The sequence below is a fragment of the Stenotrophomonas rhizophila genome (assembly GCF_003751305.1).
Taxonomy (GTDB): Bacteria; Pseudomonadota; Gammaproteobacteria; order Xanthomonadales; family Xanthomonadaceae; genus Stenotrophomonas; species Stenotrophomonas rhizophila_B.
In genome coordinates this window covers 1083408-1105143 of sequence record NZ_RJKV01000001.1, presented here as the reverse complement: position 1 = coordinate 1105143, position 21736 = coordinate 1083408, and the positions used below count along the sequence as shown (strand labels likewise).

Below are 21736 nucleotides of genomic sequence, written 5' to 3'. Positions count from 1 at the left end.
GCAAAGACCGGTTCAGGACGGTGGCAGGCAGCCGAGAATGCCGCCAAAGCCCACCCGCGGTAGTGCCGGCCGCTGGCCGGCTCCTCATGACCCTTCGGCGGCGCTACGGGGTTGCCGGCCAGCGGCCGGCACTACAGGGCAGCTTTACGGGCTGCCGACCAGCGATCGGCACTACCCGGGTCAGAACGCTTCCGCCGCCTCGATGGTGTTCTGCATCAGGGTGGCCACGGTCATCGGCCCTACCCCGCCCGGGACCGGGGTGATCCAGCTGGCGCGCTGGGCGGCGGCCTCGAAGCCGACATCGCCGACCAGGCGGCCGTCATCCAGGCGGTTGATGCCCACGTCGATCACCACGGCGCCCGGCTTGACCCATTCACCGGGGACGATGCCCGGGCGCCCGACGGCGACCACCAGGATGTCGGCGTTGCGCACCGACTGCTCCAGCACGTCCTTGGGGGTGAACTTGTGGCAGCTGGTGACGGTGCAGCCGGCGATCAGCAGCTCCAGCCCCATCGGGCGGCCGACGTGGTTGCTGACGCCGACGATGGTGGCGTTGCGGCCACGGACCGGCTGGTCGGTGTGGCCCAGCAGGGTCACGATGCCGCGCGGGGTGCACGGGCGCAGACCGAACTCACGCAGGGCCAGATGGCCGACGTTTTCCGGGTGGAAGCCGTCCACGTCCTTGCGCGGGTCGATGCGGTGGATCAGGCGGTTGGCGTCCGGGATACCCGGCAGCGGCAGCTGGACCAGGATACCGTGGATCTTGGGATCGGCGTTGAGCTGGTCGATCAGGATCAGCAGCTCGGCCTCGGTGGTGCCGGCCGGGAGATCGTAATCAAAGGCTTCGATACCCACTTTCTCGGCCGCGCGGCGCTTGTTGCGCACGTACACGGTCGAGGCCGGGTCGCCACCGACCAGCACCACGGCCAGGCCCGGACGGCTGCCGCCGGCAGCCAGGCGGGCATCGACCCGGACCTTGAGGCTGTCCAGCAGGTCTTCGGCGATGCGGCGGCCGTCGAGAATGCGGGCGGAAGAAGCGGTGTCGGAAGTCGGTGAGCTCATCGAGGGCAGCAGGCGTGGGGGCGACGGTTGTCTATTGTCCCCGATTCAGCCGGCGGCGGACACCGGTAGTGCCGGCCGCTGGCCGGCACGTGGGATGGGCCCACCTGGGTGCCGGCCAGCGGCCGGCACTACCAGCCTCATTCTTCTTCGGGCACCTGGTCGGCGTTGAGCGTGCGCGCCTTCCGCTTCGGCGCGGTGAACGGGGTCGGCGTGGGCACGCCCGGCAGCGCGCTGCCGAACACCATGTGCGCACCGGCGCGCAGGTCTCCGCCTGCCATCTCCAGCTCGAAGCGTTCGGCGTCGCGTTCGCGGATCTGCTCGGCGATCTCCCGCGCATCATCCGGATCGGCACCCAGCTCCATCAGCGCCGCCTGGCCGAACTGCAGTGCGGATTCGAAGGTTTCTCGAATCTGGAAATCGACGCCGGCATGGATCAGGCGCAACGAATGCTCGCGGTCGAACGACCGCACCAGCAGCTTGGCCTGCGGGAACTGGTGGGTGACCAGCTCCACGATGCGATCGGCATCCTGGTCGCTGTTGACGCACACCGCGATCGCACGGGCGGTCGCTGCGCCGGAGGCATGCAGCACATCCAGGCGGGTACCGTCGCCGTAGTAGATCTTGAACCCGAAGCGCTCGGCGTTGTGGATCATGTCCACGTCGTTGTCGATGATGGTCACATCCACATCGCGCGCCAGCAGCGACTGGCTGGCCACTTGGCCGAAGCGGCCGAAGCCGATCAGCAGCACGCTGCCGGACAGACCGTCGGCTTCTTCGACGCCATCGAGCGAGACTTCACGATCCGGCATCAGCTTGTCGTGCAGCAGTACGAACAGCGGGGTCAGCGCCATCGAAAGCACCACGATCGCGGTGAGGTTGGCGTTGACCTGCACATCGATCACGCCGGCCACCGCCGCAGCGGAGAACAGCACGAAGGCGAACTCGCCGCCCTGCGCCATCACCACGCCGCGATCCAGCGCCTGGCGATGATCACTGCCGAGGATGCGCGCGACCACGTAGATGCAGACCGCCTTGGCCAGCATCAGCGCGAACACGCCGGAGACGATCAGCGGCCAGTTGTTGGCGACGACGGTGAGGTCCAGCGCCATGCCGACACTGAGGAAGAACAGGCCGAGCAGGATGCCGCGGAACGGCTCGATGTCCGCTTCGATCTGGTGGCGGAAGGTGGATTCGCTGAGCAGCACGCCCGCCAGGAACGCGCCCATCGCCATCGACAGTCCGCCCAGCTGCATCAGCAGCGCGGCGCCGAGCACGACCAGCAGGGCAGCGGCCGTCATCACCTCGCGCGCCTTGGCGGCGGCGAGGATGCGGAACAGCGGATTGAGCAGGAAGCGGCCGACCAGCACCAGCCCGACGATGGCACCGGCGGCGACGCCGACGGTGACCCAGCGCGACGTCTCGCCGGCATCGCTGTGCACCGGCGCCATGAACGCCACCACCGCCAGCAGCGGCACGATCAGCAGATCTTCGAACAGCAGGATCGAGACGATCTTCTGGCCGGTCGGCAGCGCGATGTCGCCGCGCTCGGCCAGCAACTGCATCACCACAGCGGTGGAGGTCAGCACGAACCCGGCGGCGCCGATGAAGGCTACCGGCAGCGGGAAGCCGAGCAGCATGCACACGCCGGTCAGCACCGTGCCGCAGACCACGATCTGCAGCGTGCCCAGACCGAAGATCTCGTTGCGCAGGCTCCACAGATGCGAGGGCCGCATCTCCAGGCCGATCACGAACAGGAACATCACCACGCCAAGCTCGGCGGTATGCAGGATGGCCTGTGGATCGGAGAACCAGCCGAACCCGAACGGGCCGATGGCCAGGCCCGCGGCGAAATAGCCCAGCACCGAGCCCAACCCGAGCCGGCGGAACAGCGGCACCATGACCACTGCCGCACCCAGCAGGGCGACCACTTTCACCAGTTCACTGGCACCTGCTTCCACCGCCATGCGGTTGTTTCCCCGGACTACAAAAGATGCGTCAACGATAGGGCAAAGCGTTGAAGGGCAGTAGCGCGGATGATGCGTTTTATCGTGCTGAATTCAGAACGATATTGAACCTGGGTGCCAGATCGTCCTGAAATCCCAGCCGATCCCGGCGGTAGAGCCACGCCATGCGTGGCTGCCCTCACCCGCCCCCCCCCCCTCGCGAACGGCATCCACGCATGGCGTGGATCTACGCCCCACCTCTCAGGCGCTGCAGAAGGCGGCGTAATCGATGTACCCCGGGAACTCGCGCCCGGGGGCACAGAGCGGGCAGGCAGGATCCGGACGCAGCCGCGTCTCGCGGAAGCGCATGCCCAGCGCATCGAAGGTCAGCAGGCGGCCGATCAGTGGCTCGCCGATGCCGAGCAGCAGCTTGAGCACTTCGGTGGCCTGCAGCAGGCCGACCATGCCCGGCAACACGCCGAGGACACCCGCCTCCGAGCAGTTGGGCGCGAACTCGGGCGGCGGCGGCTCGGGGAACAGGCAGCGGTAGCACGGCGCAGTGCCACGCTGGCGACCGGCATCGAATACGCTGACCTGGCCGGTAAAGCGCTCCACCGCGCCATACACCAGCGGGATGCCGTGCTGGAGGCAGGCATCGTTGAGCAGGTAACGCAGCGGGAAGTTGTCCGAGCCATCCAGAACCACGTCGACACCGTCGAGCAGCGCATCGATGTTGTCCGAGGTGACCCGTGCCTGCACGGCCTCCACGTCCAGCGAAGGATTGAGCGCGAGCAGGCGCGCGCGGGCGGAGAGCACCTTGGGCTCGCCGACGCTGGCGTCGGTGTGGATGATCTGCCGATGCAGATTGCTGCGGTCGACGACGTCATCATCGGCGATGCGCAGGTGCCCTACCCCGGCCGCGGCCAGGTAGAAGCTGGCAGGTGCGCCCAGACCACCAGCGCCGAGCACCAGCACGCGTGAGGCGAGCAGCGTCTTCTGGCCTTCGACACCGACCTGCGGCAAAAGCAGGTGGCGCGAGTAACGCTCGTTGAAGTCACGCTCGGCGTCGCTCTGCATCGGCTGCACCAGCGCCAGGCCGTCAGCGCGCCAAGCGGTGGTGCCGCCGCTCACGGAGGCAATATTCGTGTAGCCCAGGTCAGACAGGAACACCGCGGCCTCCATCGAACGCCTGCCGCTCTGGCAGATCAGGACGACCTCGCGGTCGGCTACCGGCAGGTGCGTGCCGGGTCCGGCCTGGAGATCGCCCCTGGCAATGCCGAGGGCGCCTTCAGCCATGCCGGTGGCACGTTCGTGTGCCTCACGGACGTCGATCAGCAGCGCGCCATGGGCGAGGCGCTCGCGGGCCTGCGCCGGAGTGAGTTCGGGGATCGTGCTCATGCGGGGATTATCGCGCACGGGCGTGGCGGCGGTCGGTTTGTCCGGGTTGCCGGCCAGCGGCCGGCACTACCGCTGCGTGCGGCCACTGGCCGGCAGCGCCAATGAAAAGAGCCGGCTTTCGCCGGCTCTTCCTTGGATCACTTGCCCTTGACGTGCTTGATCAAGCGGCGCTTGCGCTTGAGCTGACGTTCGGTGAGCACGTTCTTCTTGCCCTCGTACGGGTTCACACCCTCGCGGAAGATGAACTGCACGGGCGTGCCGACCAGCTTGAAGCGCTTGCGGAAGAAGTTCTCCAGATAGCGCTTGTACGACTCCGGCAGGTCTTTCAGACGGGTGCCGTGGACGATGAAGGTCGGCGGGTTGGAGCCGCCCGGATGCACATAGCGCAGCTTGGACACGTGACCACGGATCGCCGGCGGCGGGTTGGTCTCGTAGGCCGTTTCCAGCGCCTTGTTGACTTCGCTGGTGCTGAACTCATGCGTTGCCGAGGCGTGCGCGGCGTGGATGCAGCGGAACAGCTCACGCAGGCCCGAGCCATGCTTGGCCGAGATGCGCACCACTTCCGCCCACGGCACGAAGCCGAGCTTGCGCGACACCAGCGCTTCAGCCTGCTCGCGCTGGTAATCGGTCAGGCCATCCCACTTGTTGATCGCCACCACCAATGCACGGCCGGCATCGAGCACCGCACCCAGCACGCTGGCGTCCTGATCGGTGACGCCTTCAGAGGCATCGAGCATCAGCACCGCAACCTGGCACTGCTCGATGGCCTGCAGGGTCTTGATGACGCTGAATTTCTCGACCACTTCCTCGACACGCGCCTTGCGACGCAGGCCGGCGGTGTCGATCAGGCGGTACTCACGCCCGTCGCGCTCCATGTCCACCGCGATCGAATCACGGGTGGTACCGGGCACTTCGGAGGCGATCATGCGCTCTTCGCCGAGCAGACGATTGACCAGCGTCGACTTGCCCACGTTGGGGCGGCCGACGAAGGCGATGCGAATGCGGTTCGGATCGGTGTCCAGGGTCTCGGTGGTGCCCTCTTCCGGCAACCGTTCCACGACCTCGTCCAGCAGATCATCCAGGCCCTGACGGTGCGCGGCCGAGACGGTCAGCATTTCGCTGAAGCCGTAACGGGCAAATTCCGAACGCACGGTGTCTTCGTTCATGCCGTCGATCTTGTTGATCAGCAGCAGGGTCGGACGGGCCAGCCTGCGCAGCCAGGACAGGATCTCGTCGTCCATCGGGCCCTCACGGGCATCGACCACGAACAGGATCAGATCCGCTTCTGCAGCGGCGGCGCGGGCCTGGCGAGCGGTAGCGCCGGCCAGACCTTCTTCTTCACCGGCGATACCACCGGTATCGACCACCAGGAACGGGTGATCTTCATCAAGACGACAAACACCGTAATTACGGTCCCGGGTCACGCCGGGCTGGTCATGGACCAGCGCGTCGCGCGTACGGGTAAACGCATTGAACAGCGTGGACTTGCCGACATTCGGCCGTCCAACCAGGGCGACCAAGGGCAGCATCGCGGTAACTCCTTATTGTGCCAACCGGAATGCGGTCAGCTTTCCATCAACGTTCTGCACCAGCAGAATCCCATCAGCGACCACCGGCTGTGCCAGGAGGGCGTCGCCGCCACTCTTGGCGCGCGCCGCGAACTCACCGTTATCGGTCCGCAACCAGTGCAGATACCCCTTGTAATCACCGACCACAACGTAATCGCCGTGGATGACCGGACCGGTCAGCGAACGACGGGCCAGGCCCGTCTGCGACCACATGGCCGAACCGCTGGTCTTGTCCAGGCCGAACACGCCGCCCTTGTTGTCGGTGACGAACACATTGCTCGAGGTCAGGGCCACGCCACCGGCGCCACCATGATCACGCGCCCACAGCGGACGGCCGGTCGGGCCTTCGATCGCCATGGTCTGGTTCTTGAAACTGCTGACGTACAGCGTGTTGCCTTCCAGCACCGGGGCGCCGTCGATGTCGGCCATGCGCTCCAGCTCGGTGCGGCCTTCGCCGGTGCCGACCATCTGGTCCCACAGCGTGCGGCCGTCCTGCATGGCCAGCGCGGCGATCGAGCCGTCATCGTTGCCGATGAACAGCACGCCCGGGCCGGTCACGACCGGGGCATTGCCACGCACGGTCAGCGCCGGCAACTCACGCGGGTTGAACCAGCGCTGGGTGCCGTTCTCGACATCCAGGCCGGTCACGCGACCGTCGTTGCTGCGCACGAACACCATGCCCTGGCCGACGGCCGGGGCGGAAATCACTTCACCCGGCACCTTGGCGCGCCACTTTTCAGTGCCGTCCGCCGCGTTCAGGGCGATGACCTGACCGTCCAGCGTGCCGATGACGACCAGGCCTTCACCCACGCCCGGGCCACCGGACAAGCGCAGCTTCGGCTTCTTCTTTTCCTTGGCCGGCTCGTAGGTCCAGACCTTTTTGCCGGTCTGCAGGTCGATGGCGTGCACGCCACCGTAGATGGCGGCGGCATAGACGCGGCCATCGGCAACCACCGGGCCCTGACGGACGCCGATGCGCTTTTCACCCTTGCCCACATTGGCCGACCAGATCCGGTCCACCTTGGTGGTGGCATCGAACTTGACCAGTTCGGCCGGTTCCAGCGCCTTCTTGGCCGCCGCATCTTTGCCGGCGAACCAGCCCTTCATCGTGCTGCAGCCGGTCAGGGCCATGCCCAACAGGGCAACCGTGGCAACGCGCTTGATCATGACCATCTGATTCATTACACCGACTCCGCAGGATCGGTGACGGTGCCACCGGCATCCGTCAACTTGGTTTCCAGCAGCCGCCGCTGGGGCGCTGCCACGTCCAGCGTCTTGAGCGCCTTCTCATACTGTTCGCGGGCCGCATCACGCTTGCCCTGCGCCATCAGCGCATCGCCATGGATTTCCAGGCTGGTGCTGTCGGTCGCGGTGCCGAGCTGCTTGATCGCATCCTCGGTCTTGCCGGTAGCCACCAGCAGGCGTGCAACACGCTGCTCGATGACCGGCTTGAATTCGGGGTCGGCCTTGATCGCACGCAGGGTCGCCAGCGCGTCGTCATTCTTGCCGGCATCGACCTGGGCCTTGGCCAGCTGCAGCGCAGCCAGATCGGCATAGATATTGGCCTTGCCGCTTTCCAGCTCCTTCACGCCCTTGGCAGCCTGCTCCAGGTCCTTGTCTTCCAGGCTCTTGAGCACGACCTGATACTGGACGTTGGCGCCGGCCAGGCTGTTGCTGTGCCGGGTCTGCCATTCCTTCCAGCCCCAGATGCCGCCGATCGCGATCGCGACACCGGCCAGGATGCTGACACCGTTCTTCCGCAGCCAGCCGCGGACGCGTTCACTTTGTTCGTGCTCGTCGAGCAGGTCGTCGATCGCCATGCGTACTCTCGCCCCGCCCATTAGGAGGAGCTATTTGAATTGGATTGGGGAAACGCGGCTCAGTGCGAAACTGGGGCCACGGAGCCGTCAGAGGATACCGTAAAGCGTGCCACGTTGGCTCGCTGGTACGGCGAAAGGTCGACGATAGTGCCGCCCTGCTGAACCTCGACCGCCGATGCATTGCCCAGCACCATGCGGGCCACCTGCCCCGGTGCGAAGCTGCGGGTCTCGCCCGACTTCAGCAATGCCTTCTCGACCGTCGTGCCATCCGGCGCGGTGATGTCGATCCAGCTGTCGCCATTGAACTGCAGGGTGAGACCACCGCCCACGGCCGCCGGTGCGGCGGCAGGACGCGGGACCGGCGTCAGCGACGCCAGATACGGTGCGGACGGTGCCGAAGGCTTGGCGCTTTCGGCCGTCGCTGGCGCCGGTGCGGGTGGCGTGTCGCCACCGGCCACCGGTACCGCCGCCGGGATGACATCCAGCGACGCGGTATTGGGGGTGTTGGCGGTGCCATCGAAATGGCCGCGGGTGGCAAACCAGACCGGCACGGCCAGCACGGCGGTGATACCGACATACAGCACACGGCGCCCGAGACTCTCGGCGATGCGGCGCGCGCGCGGGGTGTGCGTGTGGCTGATCAGCTGCGGCGGCACGATCGGGCCGATGTGGGACTGCTCGAGGATCTCACCGATGTCCACCTTGAGCAGGCGGGCATAGCTGCGTAGCTGGCCGCGGACGAAGACCGGCGCGCCAAGGCGCTGCCACTGCTCTTCTTCCAGCGATTTGACCACCTGAACGGGCATGTGCAGCTGCTGCCCCACCGCTTCCAGGGTCAGGCCGGCCGCTTCACGGGCCTGGCGAAGACGGGCTCCGCAACCGGCCGCAGTATCAAAAGCGTTCACAGTCTGGTCATCAATCACAGTGCTTCAACCCCGGGGATTAGGTGCCGCATCCTGCGGAAATTCATCATGAATTCGCTGCAGATAGCGACCGGATGCCACGTTGTCGCCAAGCCGCGCCTCGATTTGAGAGGCAAGTTGTAACACGGAACGTGTGGCCGGTGCAGCCGCCAGACGCCGTTGCGCAAAGGCGCGGGCCTCGAAATAGCGCCCTTGGGCGTACTCGCTGCGGGCCATCGACTCCAGTGCGTAGGCATTGACGGGATCTATCTCAAGCGCCCGGCGCAGGTCCGGCGTGGCCCGTTCGGACTGGCCCGCCTCAAGGGCGCAGCCGCCGGCATTGGCCAGCGCGGACGCCGGTGTGGTGTACCCGGGCGCCTGCAGCGCCCGGTCGAACCAGACCAGCGACTCGGCCGGCCGGCCATGAGCACATAGCCAAGCGCCATAATTATTGAGGACATCACCCCGATCCGGGGCCAGCTCGGCGGCCTTGGCATACAGCGGGCCGGCACCGGCCTCGTTGCCACGCTGCGTGGCAATGGCCGCCAGCATCATGTATGCCTCAGGACGTCGCGCGTCGATCTTCGTGGCCGCGCGGACCCGCTTCTCGGCGGCGTCCAGTGCGCCGGCGCGCATCGACTCGCCGGCCAGGACCATCTGGTCCTGGTAGTTCACGCGCTTGCGGATCTCGGGGTTGTCACGGGCCTCGTAGGTCGGCGCGACCTCGAGCGGACCTGACGGTGGTTTGACACCTTGTTTGCCACAGCCGGCCAATGCCAGCGCGAAGAAGACAACGGCTGGCAATCGGCGATCAGGCAGCGGCATTCCGGTCTTTCCCGTCCTGCAGCGTTTTGTTGAACTCGGCCTGGCGGCGTGTGCGATCCATGACCTGGCCCTTGAGCTGGCCACAGGCGGCATCGATATCGTCGCCGCGGGTACGCCGCACCATCGTCAGCACCTTCGCATCGAGCAGGATCTTCTGGAAGGCGCGGATCTCCGTTTCGCCGGAGCGCTCATAGCGCGTGCCGGGGAACGGGTTGAACGGAATCAGGTTGACCTTGCCCGAGTTCGAGGCCTGCACGGCGTTGTCGAACTGGCGCATCAGCCGCGCCAGCTGGCGGGCGTGCTCGGGCTGGTCGTTGATCCCCTTCATCAGGGTGTATTCGAAGGTCACCGATTCGCGGCGCTTGTTGGCGCGCAGATAGCGTGCGCACGAGGCCATCAGCTCGACGATCGGGTACTTCTTGTTGAGCGGGACCAGGGTCTCGCGCAGTGCATCGTTGGGCGCATGCAGCGACACCGCCAGCGACACGTCGCTCTCGGTGGAGAGGCGGTCGATCTGCGGCACCAGGCCGGAGGTGGACAGCGTCACGCGCTTGTTGGCCAGGCCGTAGCCCAGATCGTCGCGCATCACGCTCATGGCGCGCACGACGTTGTCGAAATTCATCAACGGCTCGCCCATGCCCATCATCACCACGTTGGTGAGACGACGCTGCTTGTGCGGGATGTTGCCCAGATGGCGCGCCGCGACCCACACCTGGCCGATGATCTCGGCGGTGGACAGGTTGCGGTTGAAGCCCTGGGTGGCGGTCGAACAGAACGTGCAGTTCAGCGCGCAGCCGACCTGCGAGGACACGCACAGCGTGCCGCGGTTCTTGTCCGGGATATAGACCGCTTCGATGGCGTTCTTGCCATCGGTCCCCATCGCCAGCAGCCACTTGTGGGTGCCGTCGGTGGAGGGTTTGTCGAACACGATGTTCGGGACCAGCACCTCGGCATGCTGCTTGAGCTTGGCGCGCAGCGCCTTGCCGAGGTCGGTCATGTCATCGAAATCGGTGACGTAGTGATGGTGGATCCACTTCATCACCTGATGGGCACGGTAGCGCGCTTCGCCGAGTGTCTCGGCGAAGAAGCGCTCCAGACCCTCGCGATCGAGGTCGAGCAGGTTCTGCTTGGCCACAACCGGGCTCGACACGAGCACGGATGGGATGGCGGTTGGCTGTACGACCTCGTTCACGGCATCACTCTCAGCGCGAGACGACTTCAGTCGCGGCGAAGAAGTAGGCGATTTCGATCGCGGCATTCTCAACCGAGTCCGAGCCGTGGGCGGCATTGGCATCGATGGATTCAGCGAAGTCGGCGCGGATGGTGCCTGCGGCGGCTTCCTTCGGGTTGGTGGCGCCCAGCAGGTCGCGGTGGGCCAGCACGGCGTTCTCGCCTTCCAGGGCCTGGATCATCACCGGGCCGGAGATCATGAACTCGACCAGCGCGTTGAAGAACGGACGCTCGCGGTGCACGGCGTAGAAGCCTTCGGCTTCGCGACGCGACAGCTGCTTGTACTTGGCGGCGACGACCTTCAGGCCGGCCTTTTCGAAGCGGGCGTAGATTTCACCGATGACGTTCTTGGCGACGGCGTCCGGCTTGATGATGGAAAGGGTGCGCTCCAGCGCCATGGGAATACTCCGTTGGGCGGGCCACTTGATCGGCCCGAGGTTAACATGAAAAAAACCCGCGTCAAAACGCGGGCTTAGCCTGATATACGTGCGCCAATTCTAACGTGTAACCCCGCCGTACGGTAGTGCCGGCCGCTGGCCGGCAACGCCCTGTGTGCCGCGGGTGATCGGCCTGTTCAGGCAATGGCGTGGTGGCCGGCCAGCGGCCGGCACTACCGGGACGGCGGATGAACGAACCCCCATTTCTGCTGCGCCGCACAATGCGGTGGCGCAGCCGCAGGTCTAATATCAAACAATCGTTTGATTGAACTGCCCTGCCCCATGGCCAAACCTGCCCACTTCTCCACCAAGGACCGCATCCTCGGCGCTGCCGAGGAACTGTTCGCCCTGCACGGGTTCGCGGGCACCTCGCTGCGCCAGGTCACCAGCCAGGCCGATGTGAACATCGCCGCGGTCAATTACCACTTCGGCTCCAAGGAGAACCTGGTCAACGAGGTCTTCCGCCGCCGGATGGATGAAATGACCTCGGCCCGCCTCGCCCAGCTGGAGGCCGCCCGCCGCGAGCATCCCGGTGAACTGCGCCCGGTGCTGGCCGCCTTCGTCGAACCGGCCCTGGCGATGGCCCAGGACCGCCAGACCGGCGGCGCGTTCGTGCGGGTCATCGCCCGCGCCTACGCCGAAAAGAACGACAACCTGCGCAAGTTCCTTTCCGACCATTACGGCCACGTCCTGCGCGACTTCGGCAAGGCGATCTCCGCCTGCGTGCCGGGGCTGAGCAAGGAAGAGCTGTACTGGCGCCTGGATTTCCTCGCCGGCTCGCTGACCTACGCGATGGCCGACTTCGGCCTGATCAAGCGACCCGCCGGTGTCACCGAAGCGGCGCATCGTGCCCATGCCGCCCAGGAACTGATTCATTTCGCCGAAGCCGGATTCCGCGCCAGCGCGGCCTCGAGCGCTTCGACGACCTCCCTTTCCACCCCGTAGAGCCGGGCGCTGACCGGCTTCCAGACAACAAAGGCTTATCGACATGTCCAATTCCCTGCTAGTCCGCCGTGCCGCCGTGCTGGGTGCCGGCGTCATGGGTGCCCAGATCGCCGCCCACCTGACCAACGCCGGCGTCGACACGGTGCTGTTCGACCTGCCCGCCAAGGAAGGTCCGGCCGATGGCATCGTGCTCAAAGCCATCGCCAATCTGGGCAAGCTCAGCCCTGCCCCGCTCGCCAGCAAGTCCTACGCCGAGGCGATCACGCCGGCCAACTATGAGACCGGCCTGGAGCAGTTGAAGGACTGCGACCTGATCATCGAAGCCATCGCCGAACGGATGGACTGGAAGCAGGACCTGTACAAGAAGATCGCCCCGTTCGTGGCCGATCACGCCGTGCTGGCCTCCAACACCTCGGGCCTGGGCATCAACAAGCTCGCCGACGTGCTGCCGGAGCAGCTGCGCCACCGCTTCTGCGGCGTGCACTTCTTCAATCCGCCGCGCTACATGCACTTGGCCGAGCTGATCCCGGCCACCACCACCGATGCCGCCGTGCTGGAAGGCCTGGAAGCGTTCCTGGTCACCACGCTGGGCAAGGGCGTGGTGTACGCCAAGGACACCCCGAACTTCATCGGCAACCGCATCGGCGTGTTCTCGATCCTGTCCACCATCCACCACACGCAGGCCTTCGGCCTGGGCTTCGATGAAGTCGACGGCCTGACCGGCCCGCTGGTCGGCCGCCCGAAGTCGGCGACCTACCGCACCTCCGACGTGGTCGGCCTGGACACCATGGCGCACGTGATCAAGACGATGGGCGACACCCTGCCCAACGATCCGTGGCATGAATTCTTCACCTCGCCGACGTGGCTGGACGCGCTGATTTCCAAGGGCGCGCTGGGCCAGAAGACCGGTGCCGGCATCTTCCGCAAGGTCGGCAAGGACATCATGGTGCTGGACCTGGACAAGCAGGATTACCGCCCCGCCGACCGCGCCGCCGCGCCGGAAGTGGTCGAGATCCTCAAGATCAAGAACCCGGCCGAGAAGTTCGCCAAGCTGCGCGAGAGCCAGCACCCCCAGGCGCAGTTCCTGTGGGCGACCTTCCGCGATCTGTTCCATTACAGCGCCTACCACCTGGCCGACATCGCCGAGACCGCGCGCGACGTGGATCTGGCCATCCGCTGGGGGTACGGCTGGTCGCTGGGCCCGTTCGAAACCTGGCAGGCTGCCGGCTGGAAGCAGGTCGCCCAGTGGATCGCCGATGACATCGTCGCCGGCAAGAGCATGAGCAATGCCCCGCTGCCGGACTGGGTGTTTGATGGCCGCGACGGCGTGCACGCCGCCGAAGGCAGCTACAGCCCGTCGCGCAACGCCAAGCTGCCGCGTTCGGCGCTGCCGGTGTACCAGCGCCAGCGCTTCCCGGATCCGCTGCTGGGCGAGACCTTCAGCCCGGGCGAAACGGTGTTCGAGAACGACGGCGTGCGCATGTGGCACGACGGCGACGGCATCGCGGTGGTCAGCTTCAAGACCAAGATGAACACCGTGTCCGACCACGTGCTCAACGGCCTGCAGGAAGCGATCAAGCGCGCCGAGCAGGACTACAAGGGCCTGGTGATCTGGCAGCAGAAGGAGCCCTTCTCCGCCGGTGCCGATCTGGCCGGTGCGCTCGGCCTGCTGCAGGCCGGCAAGGTCGACCAGTTCGAAGAGATGGTGCACAACTTCCAGCGCACCAGCCAGGCGATCAAGTATTCGCTGGTGCCGGTGGTGACCGCCGTGCGCGGCCTGGCCCTGGGGGGTGGCTGTGAGTTCCAGATGCACAGTGCCAAGAGCGTGGCCGCGCTGGAAAGCTACATCGGTCTGGTCGAAGCCGGCGTCGGTCTGCTGCCGGCCGGTGGTGGCCTGAAGGAACTGGCCGTGCGCGCCTCGCAGGCCGCAGGCCCCGGCGGTGACGTGTTCGCCGAGCTCAAGAAGACCTTCGAAACCGTCGCGATGGCCAAGGTCTCCAACTCCGCGGTCAACGCCAAGGAACTGGGCCTGATGCGCGCGACCGACAAGGTCGTGTTCAACAGCTTCGAGACGCTGCACATCGCCAAGGCCGAAGTGCTGGCGCTGGCCGAAGGCGGCTACCGTCCGCCGATGCCGGCCCGCCGCATCCAGGTCGCCGGTGACGTCGGCATCGCCACGTTCAAGATGATGCTGGTCAACATGCTGGAAGGACGCTTCATCAGCCCGTACGACTACGAGATCGCCGTGCGCATCGCCACCGTGCTGTGCGGCGGCGAAGTGGATCGCGGCACGCTGGTGGACGAAGAGTGGCTGCTGACGCTGGAGCGCAAGCACTTCGTCGAACTGGCCCAGCAGGAAAAGACCCAGGCCCGCATCGCGCACATGCTCAAGACCGGCAAGCCGCTGCGTAACTGACCCTTTTAGAGAGATCACTGCAATGACCAAGCAAATCCAGGACGCCTACATCGTCGCCGCCACCCGCACCCCGGTGGGCAAGGCGCCCAAGGGCGTGTTCCGCAATACCCGTCCCGACGACATGCTGGCCCATGTGCTCCGCTCCGTGGTCGCACAGGCGCCTGGCATCGACCTCAACCGCATCGATGACGCGATCATCGGCTGCGCGATGCCGGAAGCCGAGCAGGGCATGAACGTGGCGCGCATCGGCGTGCTGCTGGCCGGCCTGCCGGACACCATCGCCGCGCAGACCGTCAATCGCTTCTGCTCCTCCGGCCTGCAGGCCGTGGCCATGGCCGCCGACCAGATCCGTCTGGGCAATTCGGACCTGATGCTGGCCGGTGGTACCGAGTCGATGTCGATGGTGCCGATGATGGGCAACAAGATCGCGATGGCGCCGAGCGTGTTCGACAACGACCACGTCGCCATTGCCTACGGCATGGGCATCACCGCCGAGAAGGTCGCCGAAGAATGGAAGGTCTCGCGTGAGGAGCAGGACGCCTTCGCCCTCGCCTCGCACCAGAAGGCCATCGCCGCGATCCAGAACGGCGAGTTCAAGGACGAGATCAGCCCGTACGACGTGCGCACCCGCCAGCCGGACCTGGCCGACGGCCGCCGCATCATCACCCGCGACAAGATCGTGGATACCGACGAAGGCCCGCGCCTGGATTCGTCCGCTGAAGGCCTGGCCAAGCTCCGCCCGGTGTTCCGCAATGGTCAGTTCGGTGGCACGGTTACTGCCGGCAATTCCTCGCAGATGAGCGATGGTGCCGGTGCGGTGCTGCTGGCCTCCGAGCAGGCGATCAAGGATTACGGCCTGACCCCGCTGGCCCGCTTCGTCAGCTTCTCGGTCGCCGGTGTGCGCCCGGAAGTGATGGGCATCGGCCCGATCGCTGCGATCCCGAAGGCACTCAAGCAGGCCGGCCTGACCCAGGACCAGCTGGACTGGATCGAGCTCAACGAGGCCTTTGCCGCGCAGTCGCTGGCCGTCATCCGCGATTGCGGCCTGGACCCGTCCAAGGTCAACCCGCTGGGCGGCGCGATCGCCTTGGGCCATCCGCTGGGTGCCACCGGCGCTATCCGTACCGCCACCCTGCTGCACGGCCTGCGCCGCCGCCAGCAGAAGTACGGCATGGTGACCATGTGCATCGGCACCGGCATGGGCGCGGCGGGTATCTTCGAATCGCTGTAAGCCACTGATCGGTGCCGGCCCTCGGGCCGGCACCGATGCAGCGGGTATCACCGGTGCAACCGGTGGCACCAATGCAACACGTAGGCACCGACCGTTGGTCGGTGCACGGCGGGAAACGAAAAGGGCAGCCTCACGGCTGCCCTTTTCTGTTCTGTCGGGAGCCGGCCAGCGGCCGGCACTACCCTGGCTGCTTGAGGAGCCGGCCAGCGGCCGGCACTACCACCGCTGCATCGCGCGGCGGCCGCCCGTCCTCAGCCTTCGGCCAGCATCTTCCGCAGCACTTCGCGTGCCGGACCCGCCAGCTTCTCGTTGTCGAGCGCGAAGCGGATCGTGGCTTCGACCAGACCCAGATGGGTACCGCAGTCGAAACGACGTCCTTCGAAGCGGAACGCGTCCACGCGTTCGCTCTTGAGCAGCTCGGCGATCGCATCGGTCAGCTGGATCTCGCCGCCTGCACCGGTCCCGGTCGCTTCGAGCAGCTCGAAGATCTTCGGGCTCAGCACGTAGCGACCGACCACCGCCAGATCGCTCGGGGCATCTTCCGGCTTGGGCTTCTCGACGATGGCGCTGATCTTGCCCTGGCGGCCGTCGAAAGCCTCGGTGGCCACGATGCCGTAGCTGCCGGTCTTGTCATGCGGCACATCTTCGACCGCGATGATGCTGGCGCCGGTGGCTTCGTTGGCGTCGGCCATCTGCTTCAAGGCACCGTTGCCACGGTTCCAGATCAGATCGTCCGGCAGCAGCACGGCAAACGGCTCGTCACCGACAATGGCTTTGGCGCACAGCACCGCATGGCCCAGGCCCAGTGCTTCGGCCTGCGTCACGAACACCGCGCGAACGCCATTGGGCAGGACGTGGCGAACCAGCTCAAGCTGTTCCGTCTTGCCGGCGCGCTCGAGCTTCTGTTCCAGCTCGTAGGCCTTATCGAAGTAATCGGCAACGGCATGCTTGTAGCGGTTGGTGATGAAGATCAGGGTGTCGCAGCCCGCTTCGATCGCCTCATCAACGGCGTACTGGATCAGCGGCCGATCAATGATCGGCAGCATTTCCTTCGGAACGGTCTTGGTGGCGGGAAGGAATCGCGTTCCCAACCCTGCGACAGGAAATACCGCCTTGCGAATACGCTTGCTCATCAGAACCTGTTGGCCTCACGCGCCGGAAAGGCGAGAACTTTAGCAGAGCTGACGTGATCGTCCTGTTGCAGCGGCGAGAACTCCGGCATGGTCGAGAACAGGATGCTGTTGATCGCATCGGTGTCGTAGGTGGCGATCGCCTCACGCAGTTTCGGCACATTGGCCAGCACCTGCTCGCGGGCGAAGGTACGCACGCCGGCTTCCAGAATCTTGGGATGCGCGGTCGGGCGATAGTCCTCATCCGAATAGAACAGCGTCTCGTGCAGCTTCTCGCCCGGGCGCAGGCCCGTATAGACGATCGCGATGTCCTTGTACGGCTGCTTGCCGGCCAGGCGGATCATCTGCTCGGCCAGCACGCGGATCGGCACCGGCTCGCCCATGTCCAGCGTGTAGATGGCACCGTGCGAGGCCGAGGCGGCCGCCTGCAGGATCAACTGGCAGGCCTCGGGGATCGTCATGAAGTAACGGGTCACTTCCGGGTCGGTCACGGTGACCGGGCCACCCTTGAGGATCTGCTCGCGGAACACCGGCACGACGCTGCCAGCCGAGGCCAGCACGTTGCCGAAGCGCACGGTCACGAAACGGGTGTGGCTGGTCTTCTGGTCCAGGCTCTGGCAGATCATCTCCGCGTAGCGCTTGCTGGCGCCCAGTGCATTGACCGGATCGACCGCCTTGTCGGTGGAGATGAAGACGAAGTGCTCGATCTTCGCCTCGACACAGGCGCGGGCGACAGTCTCGGTGGAGAGGATGTTGTTGCGCACCGCTTCACGCAGCTGGCGCTCCAGCACCGGCACCTGCTTGTAGGCGGCGGCATGGAAGACCGAGTCCACGCGCGACAGCGACAGCGCATGACGGATCACCGCAGGGTCGCCGCAGTCGCCGAGCACCGCTTCCACTTCCAGATCCGGGAAGCTGCGCTGCAGTTCGGCCTCGATGGTCAGCAGCAGCAGTTCGCTCATTTCGACCAGCACGATGCGCCCTGCCCCATGACGGGCACACTGGCGGCACAGTTCCGAACCGATCGAACCGCCGGCGCCAGTGACGAGCACGGTACGCCCGCCCAGCCAACCGCGGATCAGCGCCCAGTCCGGCAGGATCGGCTTGCGACCGAGCAGATCTTCGATCGCCACCTCTTTGAGTTCGCCCGGGAGCGAATGGCCGAGCAGGATGTCGTTGAGCTTGGGCACCATGCGGAACGGCACGCCGGTGCTTTCGCAGATGGCCACCACCCGCTGCATGCCGACGGCATCCAGCGACGGAATGGCAATCACCAGAAGTTTGGCGGCGGTCTCACGGACCACGGCAGGCGCATCTTCCAGCGTGCCGAGAATCGGCAGCCCCTGCAGCTTGGCGCCCTGCAGGTGCGGGGCGTCGTCAAGCAGGCCAACTGGCTCGAAGTCACCGGAACGGCGCAGATCGCGGACCAGGGCTTCGGCCGCCTGGCCGGCACCGAGGATCAGCACGCGGCGGGCGGTCACGTCCGATTGCAGTGCCTGGTAGTCCTTCCACGCGCGGTACAGCAGGCGCGGCGCGCCCAGCAGCGCCGACAGCGCGAACGGGTAGATGACCAGCACCGACATCGGCACGCCTTCGAAGCGCTTGTACGCCAAGGCCACCACGATGGCGAGCAGGCCGATGAAACTGGCTTTGAAGATGTTGAGCAGATCGGCGACGCTGGCAAAGCGCCAGAGGCCGCGATACAGGCCGACCCGCCAGAACACCACGGCCTGGATGACCAGGACCAGCGAGGTATCGATGTTCCAGAGCGGCAACGCCGGCGCATCGGCCAGCATCGAGTAGCGTCCGGCGTGCAGGAGCTGCCAGCACGCCCAGACCATGAACAGGTCGTGGGCGACGATGGCCGCTCGCGGCATCAAGCCGGTGATTCGGTCCTGCCAAGGCGTCATAAACAGCGTAATCCTTCTAGTTGCGCATTCCCTTGCGCAGGAGCAGCCAAAGGCCGGTCGCGAAGATCAACCACGCGACGGCCACGGCAGCCTCCCACCTCGGCTGCAAATTCGTGCATGCATTAAACACTGCCGCACTGAATATTCCAAAAACAAGATACACCGCGGTGACGAAAGTGTGGCTTGCGCCACCTTTCACCGCGCGCTGATAGAGATGCTGCGTGTGGGGTTCCATCCAGCGCTGTCCGGACAGGATGCGCGAAAGCAATGTGAAGCCCGCGTCCACAAGAAACGCCGAAAGCGGCACCAGAAGCAGCAACCAGTGGACATCGGTGCGCACGCTGACCAGACACACCAGGGCCGCGATGGCATAGCCCAGCGCCCCGCTCCCCACGTCACCCATGAAGATGCGTGCCTGCGGGTAGTTGAACGGCAGGAAGCCCAGACAGGCCAGCCCCAGCACCACACCGGCCAGCCCGTAGGGAGGCGGCAGCACCATGGCGAACGCAATGCCGGCCAGGATCGCCTGGGTGGTGGCAATTCCGTTGATCCCATCCATGAAGTTCCAGATGTTGATCAACGAGGTTGCGAACAGCAGTGCCAGCAGCGCCTGCCAGGCATTGCCCGTGGCATGCCAGACCAAGCCCGCCAGCAACGCGGATGCCAGGACATGGACCAGCAGACGGCGAATCGCTGGAAGCGGCCGATGGTCGTCCCACCAACCGATGCCCGCGACCAGCACCAGCCCCAGCGCGAATACCGCCAGGGTGATCCCTGCCTTGGGCCAGATGACCGCGGCCACCACGCACGTCAGCAGCAGGGTCAGCACGATCGCGATGCCGCCGCCGCGGGGCGTCGCCACCCCGTGGCTGCGGCGCTCGCCGGGCTCATCCAGCAGGTTGCGACGCAGCGCATAGGCGCGTGCGCCCCAGGTGAGCCCTGCCGATACCGCCAGCACTGCCAGCAGCCCCGCCATCCAGGCGACCATCATGGGTCAGAGTACCGCGTAGTTGAGCAGCGGCTTGACGGTGCCCCATTCCTTGCAGCTCGGGCACTGCCAGTGATGCGTACGCGCGCCGAAGCCACAGCGGGTGCAGCGGTAGGCCGGGTTGCGGACCAGCAACTGGTCGGTGATGTGCTTGAGGTCGTGCAGGGTCGCGGTGGAATCCGCGCCTTCGGCCAGGGTCAGGTCGATCAGCGCCGATTCGCCACGCACCGACGGGCGGTCCTTGAGCTGACGGCCGAGGTAGGCGCGTGCCGGAGCGACGCCCTCCTGTTCTTCCATCAACTGGGTCAAGGCCAGTACCGGGGCAATGCCGCGATAGTGCTCGGTCATCTCCGACAGGAACGCGCGCGCGCCACCGAGGTCACCAACCTTGCGGTAGTTCTGCATCAGCGACTGCAGCACTTCGGGCAGGTACTCGGGATCGTTGCGCGCGGCACGCTCGTAGGCACGCACGGCCGCTTCGGCATTGCCGGCGTCGTTCTCCAGGCGCCCCTCGATGATGCCGGCACGCACCGACATCGCATCTGCCTGGTAGGCACGCGCGATTGCGGCGCGCGCTTCGTCGATCTTGCCGGCACCGCGGTAACGCTCGGCCAGCTCGCATTCGAACTGCCCGATCAGCTTGCCCATCGGCTCGCCGGTGACTTCTTCGAAGCGACTGGCGTTGTCGATCGCCTTTTCCCAATCGCGTTCGGCCTGGTAGATGCCGATCAGGTGCTTGAGCGCCTGCGGGGCGCGCTGATCGATCTGCGCCAGCTCGGTGAACACGGTTTCGGCGCGATCGAGCAGGCCGGACTTCATGTAGTCCTCGCCCAGCGCCAGCAGTGCCTGGACGCGCTGCTGATCGGTGAGATCGGCGCGGTTGACCAGGCCCTGGTGCAGGCGGATCGCGCGATCGACCTCACCGCGGCGACGGAACAGATGGCCCAGCGCGACCTGGGTTTCGAAGGTTTCCTTGTCCAGCTCGGCGATGTGCAGGAACAGCTCGATCGCCTTGTCCGGCTGCTCATTGAGCAGATAGTTCAGGCCACGGAAATACGTGCTGGACAGATGACTGACCTGGTTGTCGCCATGGCGTTGACCGCCGCGACGCCCGATCACCCAACCGGACAGCGCGGCCAGGGGCAGGAACAGGAAGAACCAGAACCACTCGGAGACAAATTCCATCGGCGCTCAGCGTCCGTCGAATGTAGAAGAAGAAGGGGGTGCCACGACCACGGCAGGCGCGGCTTTCTGCGCGCGGCGCAGTTTGGCGTACAGCGGGATCACCATGCTGGCAAGCACGAGGCCGCCGCCGATGAGCGCACCGGACAACAAGGCGATGATGATCGCCACGCCGGTGGTGGAATTGATCTGGGTGAAGCCCAGGCTGATGATGATCGGTTGCGAGTTGAGGGCGCCGATGATCAGACCCACGACCAGAACCGCCAGCAGGATCAGCAGACGTACGATGTTCATGCAGCAGCTCCAGTTCCGTAGGGCTCAAGAGTAGCGGACTAACACTCCGCTCTACCAGCCGACTCCATGGAAATCACGCATCCGCCCCTTGGCGGATGGACACTCAGGCAGGATCGCTTTCCAGCGGCACCACGGCGCTGACGCGCTCACGCAGTTCCTTGCCCGGCTTGAAGTGCGGGACATGCTTGCCCGGCAATGCGACCGATTCCCCGGTCTTGGGATTGCGCCCCAGCCGTGCAGGCCGGTAGTGCAACGAAAAACTGCCGAACCCGCGGATCTCGATGCGATCCCCGCCGGCCAGCGCCCCACCCATCATTTCCAGCAACGACTTCACGGCCAGATCGACATCGTCCGACTTCAAATGCGCCTGTCGGCGCGCCAGGATTTCGATCAGCTCGGATTTGGTCATTACGGGCTCTTGGGGAGGAACTCAGACCCTGAAACGGCCCGGACTG

General features: G+C 65.8%; 19 protein-coding genes. 3 read left to right on the top strand and 16 right to left on the bottom strand.

The features are described 5' to 3' along the window. Nucleotides 1-180 precede the first annotated feature (180 nt). The 10 genes from folD to ndk all read right to left on the bottom strand — a co-directional run bounded on the left by folD (nucleotide 181) and on the right by ndk (nucleotide 11146). The gene (gene folD, locus EDF74_RS05155) at nucleotides 181-1062 is read right to left on the bottom strand and encodes a bifunctional methylenetetrahydrofolate dehydrogenase/methenyltetrahydrofolate cyclohydrolase FolD (protein WP_123729067.1); all 882 of its coding nucleotides are present in this window, start codon (nucleotides 1060-1062) and stop codon (nucleotides 181-183) included. A gap of 137 nt (nucleotides 1063-1199) precedes the next feature. Beyond that, nucleotides 1200-3026, bottom strand: a complete 1827-nt coding sequence (locus EDF74_RS05150) for a monovalent cation:proton antiporter-2 (CPA2) family protein (RefSeq protein WP_123729066.1) — start codon at nucleotides 3024-3026, stop codon at nucleotides 1200-1202. 240 nt (nucleotides 3027-3266) lie between these two features. After that, nucleotides 3267-4403 carry a molybdopterin-synthase adenylyltransferase MoeB gene (moeB, locus tag EDF74_RS05145; RefSeq protein ID WP_123729065.1) on the bottom strand — a complete coding sequence of 379 codons (1137 nt, stop codon included), beginning with the start codon at nucleotides 4401-4403 and terminating at the stop codon, nucleotides 3267-3269. A 137-nt stretch (nucleotides 4404-4540) separates the two neighbouring features. Then, nucleotides 4541-5932, bottom strand: a complete 1392-nt coding sequence (gene der, locus EDF74_RS05140) for a ribosome biogenesis GTPase Der (protein ID WP_121042160.1) — start codon at nucleotides 5930-5932, stop codon at nucleotides 4541-4543. Nucleotides 5933-5944: 12 nt separating this feature from the next. Beyond that, a complete protein-coding gene (bamB, locus tag EDF74_RS05135) occupies nucleotides 5945-7153 on the bottom strand; it encodes an outer membrane protein assembly factor BamB (RefSeq protein ID WP_123729064.1) in 1209 nt (402 codons plus the stop codon). Beyond that, complete coding sequence (locus tag EDF74_RS05130) at nucleotides 7153-7791, bottom strand: YfgM family protein (RefSeq protein ID WP_123729063.1); 639 nt, start codon at nucleotides 7789-7791, stop codon at nucleotides 7153-7155. The genes bamB and EDF74_RS05130 overlap by 1 nt, the downstream gene beginning before the upstream one ends. Nucleotides 7792-7850: 59 nt before the next feature. Continuing rightward, on the bottom strand, nucleotides 7851-8714 hold the full coding sequence (locus EDF74_RS05125; protein WP_123729062.1) for a helix-turn-helix domain-containing protein: 864 nt from the start codon (nucleotides 8712-8714) through the stop codon (nucleotides 7851-7853). 6 nt (nucleotides 8715-8720) lie between these two features. Further along, nucleotides 8721-9518: a type IV pilus biogenesis/stability protein PilW gene (pilW, locus tag EDF74_RS05120; RefSeq protein WP_123729061.1), complete on the bottom strand. Its 798-nt coding sequence runs from the start codon at nucleotides 9516-9518 to the stop codon at nucleotides 8721-8723. Further along, entirely contained in the window at nucleotides 9505-10710 is a 1206-nt protein-coding gene (rlmN, locus tag EDF74_RS05115) for a 23S rRNA (adenine(2503)-C(2))-methyltransferase RlmN (RefSeq protein WP_123729060.1), read from the bottom strand. The genes pilW and rlmN overlap by 14 nt, the downstream gene beginning before the upstream one ends. Before the next feature lie 10 nt (nucleotides 10711-10720). Next, nucleotides 10721-11146 (bottom strand): nucleoside-diphosphate kinase, encoded by a 426-nt coding sequence (ndk, locus tag EDF74_RS05110; protein ID WP_008265389.1) that lies wholly within the window; start codon nucleotides 11144-11146, stop codon nucleotides 10721-10723. A gap of 321 nt (nucleotides 11147-11467) precedes the next feature. On the opposite strand from ndk, the gene EDF74_RS05105 reads away from it, so the two are divergent. From EDF74_RS05105 to EDF74_RS05095, 3 genes are read left to right on the top strand one after another with little or no spacing between them, the layout of a single operon-like run. Beyond that, nucleotides 11468-12130: a TetR/AcrR family transcriptional regulator gene (locus EDF74_RS05105; protein ID WP_123729059.1), complete on the top strand. Its 663-nt coding sequence runs from the start codon at nucleotides 11468-11470 to the stop codon at nucleotides 12128-12130. Nucleotides 12131-12173: 43 nt separating this feature from the next. Further along, the gene (locus EDF74_RS05100; RefSeq protein WP_123729058.1) at nucleotides 12174-14546 is read left to right on the top strand and encodes a 3-hydroxyacyl-CoA dehydrogenase/enoyl-CoA hydratase family protein; all 2373 of its coding nucleotides are present in this window, start codon (nucleotides 12174-12176) and stop codon (nucleotides 14544-14546) included. A 22-nt stretch (nucleotides 14547-14568) separates the two neighbouring features. Then, nucleotides 14569-15777, top strand: a complete 1209-nt coding sequence (locus EDF74_RS05095) for an acetyl-CoA C-acyltransferase (RefSeq protein WP_121042146.1) — start codon at nucleotides 14569-14571, stop codon at nucleotides 15775-15777. Nucleotides 15778-16028: 251 nt separating this feature from the next. Here the strand turns inward: EDF74_RS05095 and galU are convergent, their stop codons facing one another. The 6 genes from galU to EDF74_RS05065 all read right to left on the bottom strand — a co-directional run bounded on the left by galU (nucleotide 16029) and on the right by EDF74_RS05065 (nucleotide 21690). Beyond that, a complete protein-coding gene (gene galU / locus EDF74_RS05090; RefSeq protein WP_123729057.1) occupies nucleotides 16029-16910 on the bottom strand; it encodes a UTP--glucose-1-phosphate uridylyltransferase GalU in 882 nt (293 codons plus the stop codon). Then, nucleotides 16910-18817, bottom strand: a complete 1908-nt coding sequence (locus tag EDF74_RS05085) for a polysaccharide biosynthesis protein (RefSeq protein ID WP_184997066.1) — start codon at nucleotides 18815-18817, stop codon at nucleotides 16910-16912. Before EDF74_RS05085 ends, galU begins: the two co-directional genes overlap by 1 nt. Before the next feature lie 16 nt (nucleotides 18818-18833). Next, nucleotides 18834-19808: an MraY family glycosyltransferase gene (locus EDF74_RS05080; protein ID WP_123729056.1), complete on the bottom strand. Its 975-nt coding sequence runs from the start codon at nucleotides 19806-19808 to the stop codon at nucleotides 18834-18836. 3 nt (nucleotides 19809-19811) lie between these two features. Further along, nucleotides 19812-20990, bottom strand: a complete 1179-nt coding sequence (lapB, locus tag EDF74_RS05075; RefSeq protein ID WP_123729055.1) for a lipopolysaccharide assembly protein LapB — start codon at nucleotides 20988-20990, stop codon at nucleotides 19812-19814. Between the two features lie 6 nt (nucleotides 20991-20996). After that, nucleotides 20997-21281, bottom strand: coding sequence for a LapA family protein (locus EDF74_RS05070; protein ID WP_123729054.1), 285 nt, complete (start codon nucleotides 21279-21281; stop codon nucleotides 20997-20999). A gap of 103 nt (nucleotides 21282-21384) precedes the next feature. After that, a complete protein-coding gene (locus tag EDF74_RS05065) occupies nucleotides 21385-21690 on the bottom strand; it encodes an integration host factor subunit beta (RefSeq protein ID WP_019183098.1) in 306 nt (101 codons plus the stop codon). Between the last annotated feature and the right edge of the window lie 46 nt (nucleotides 21691-21736).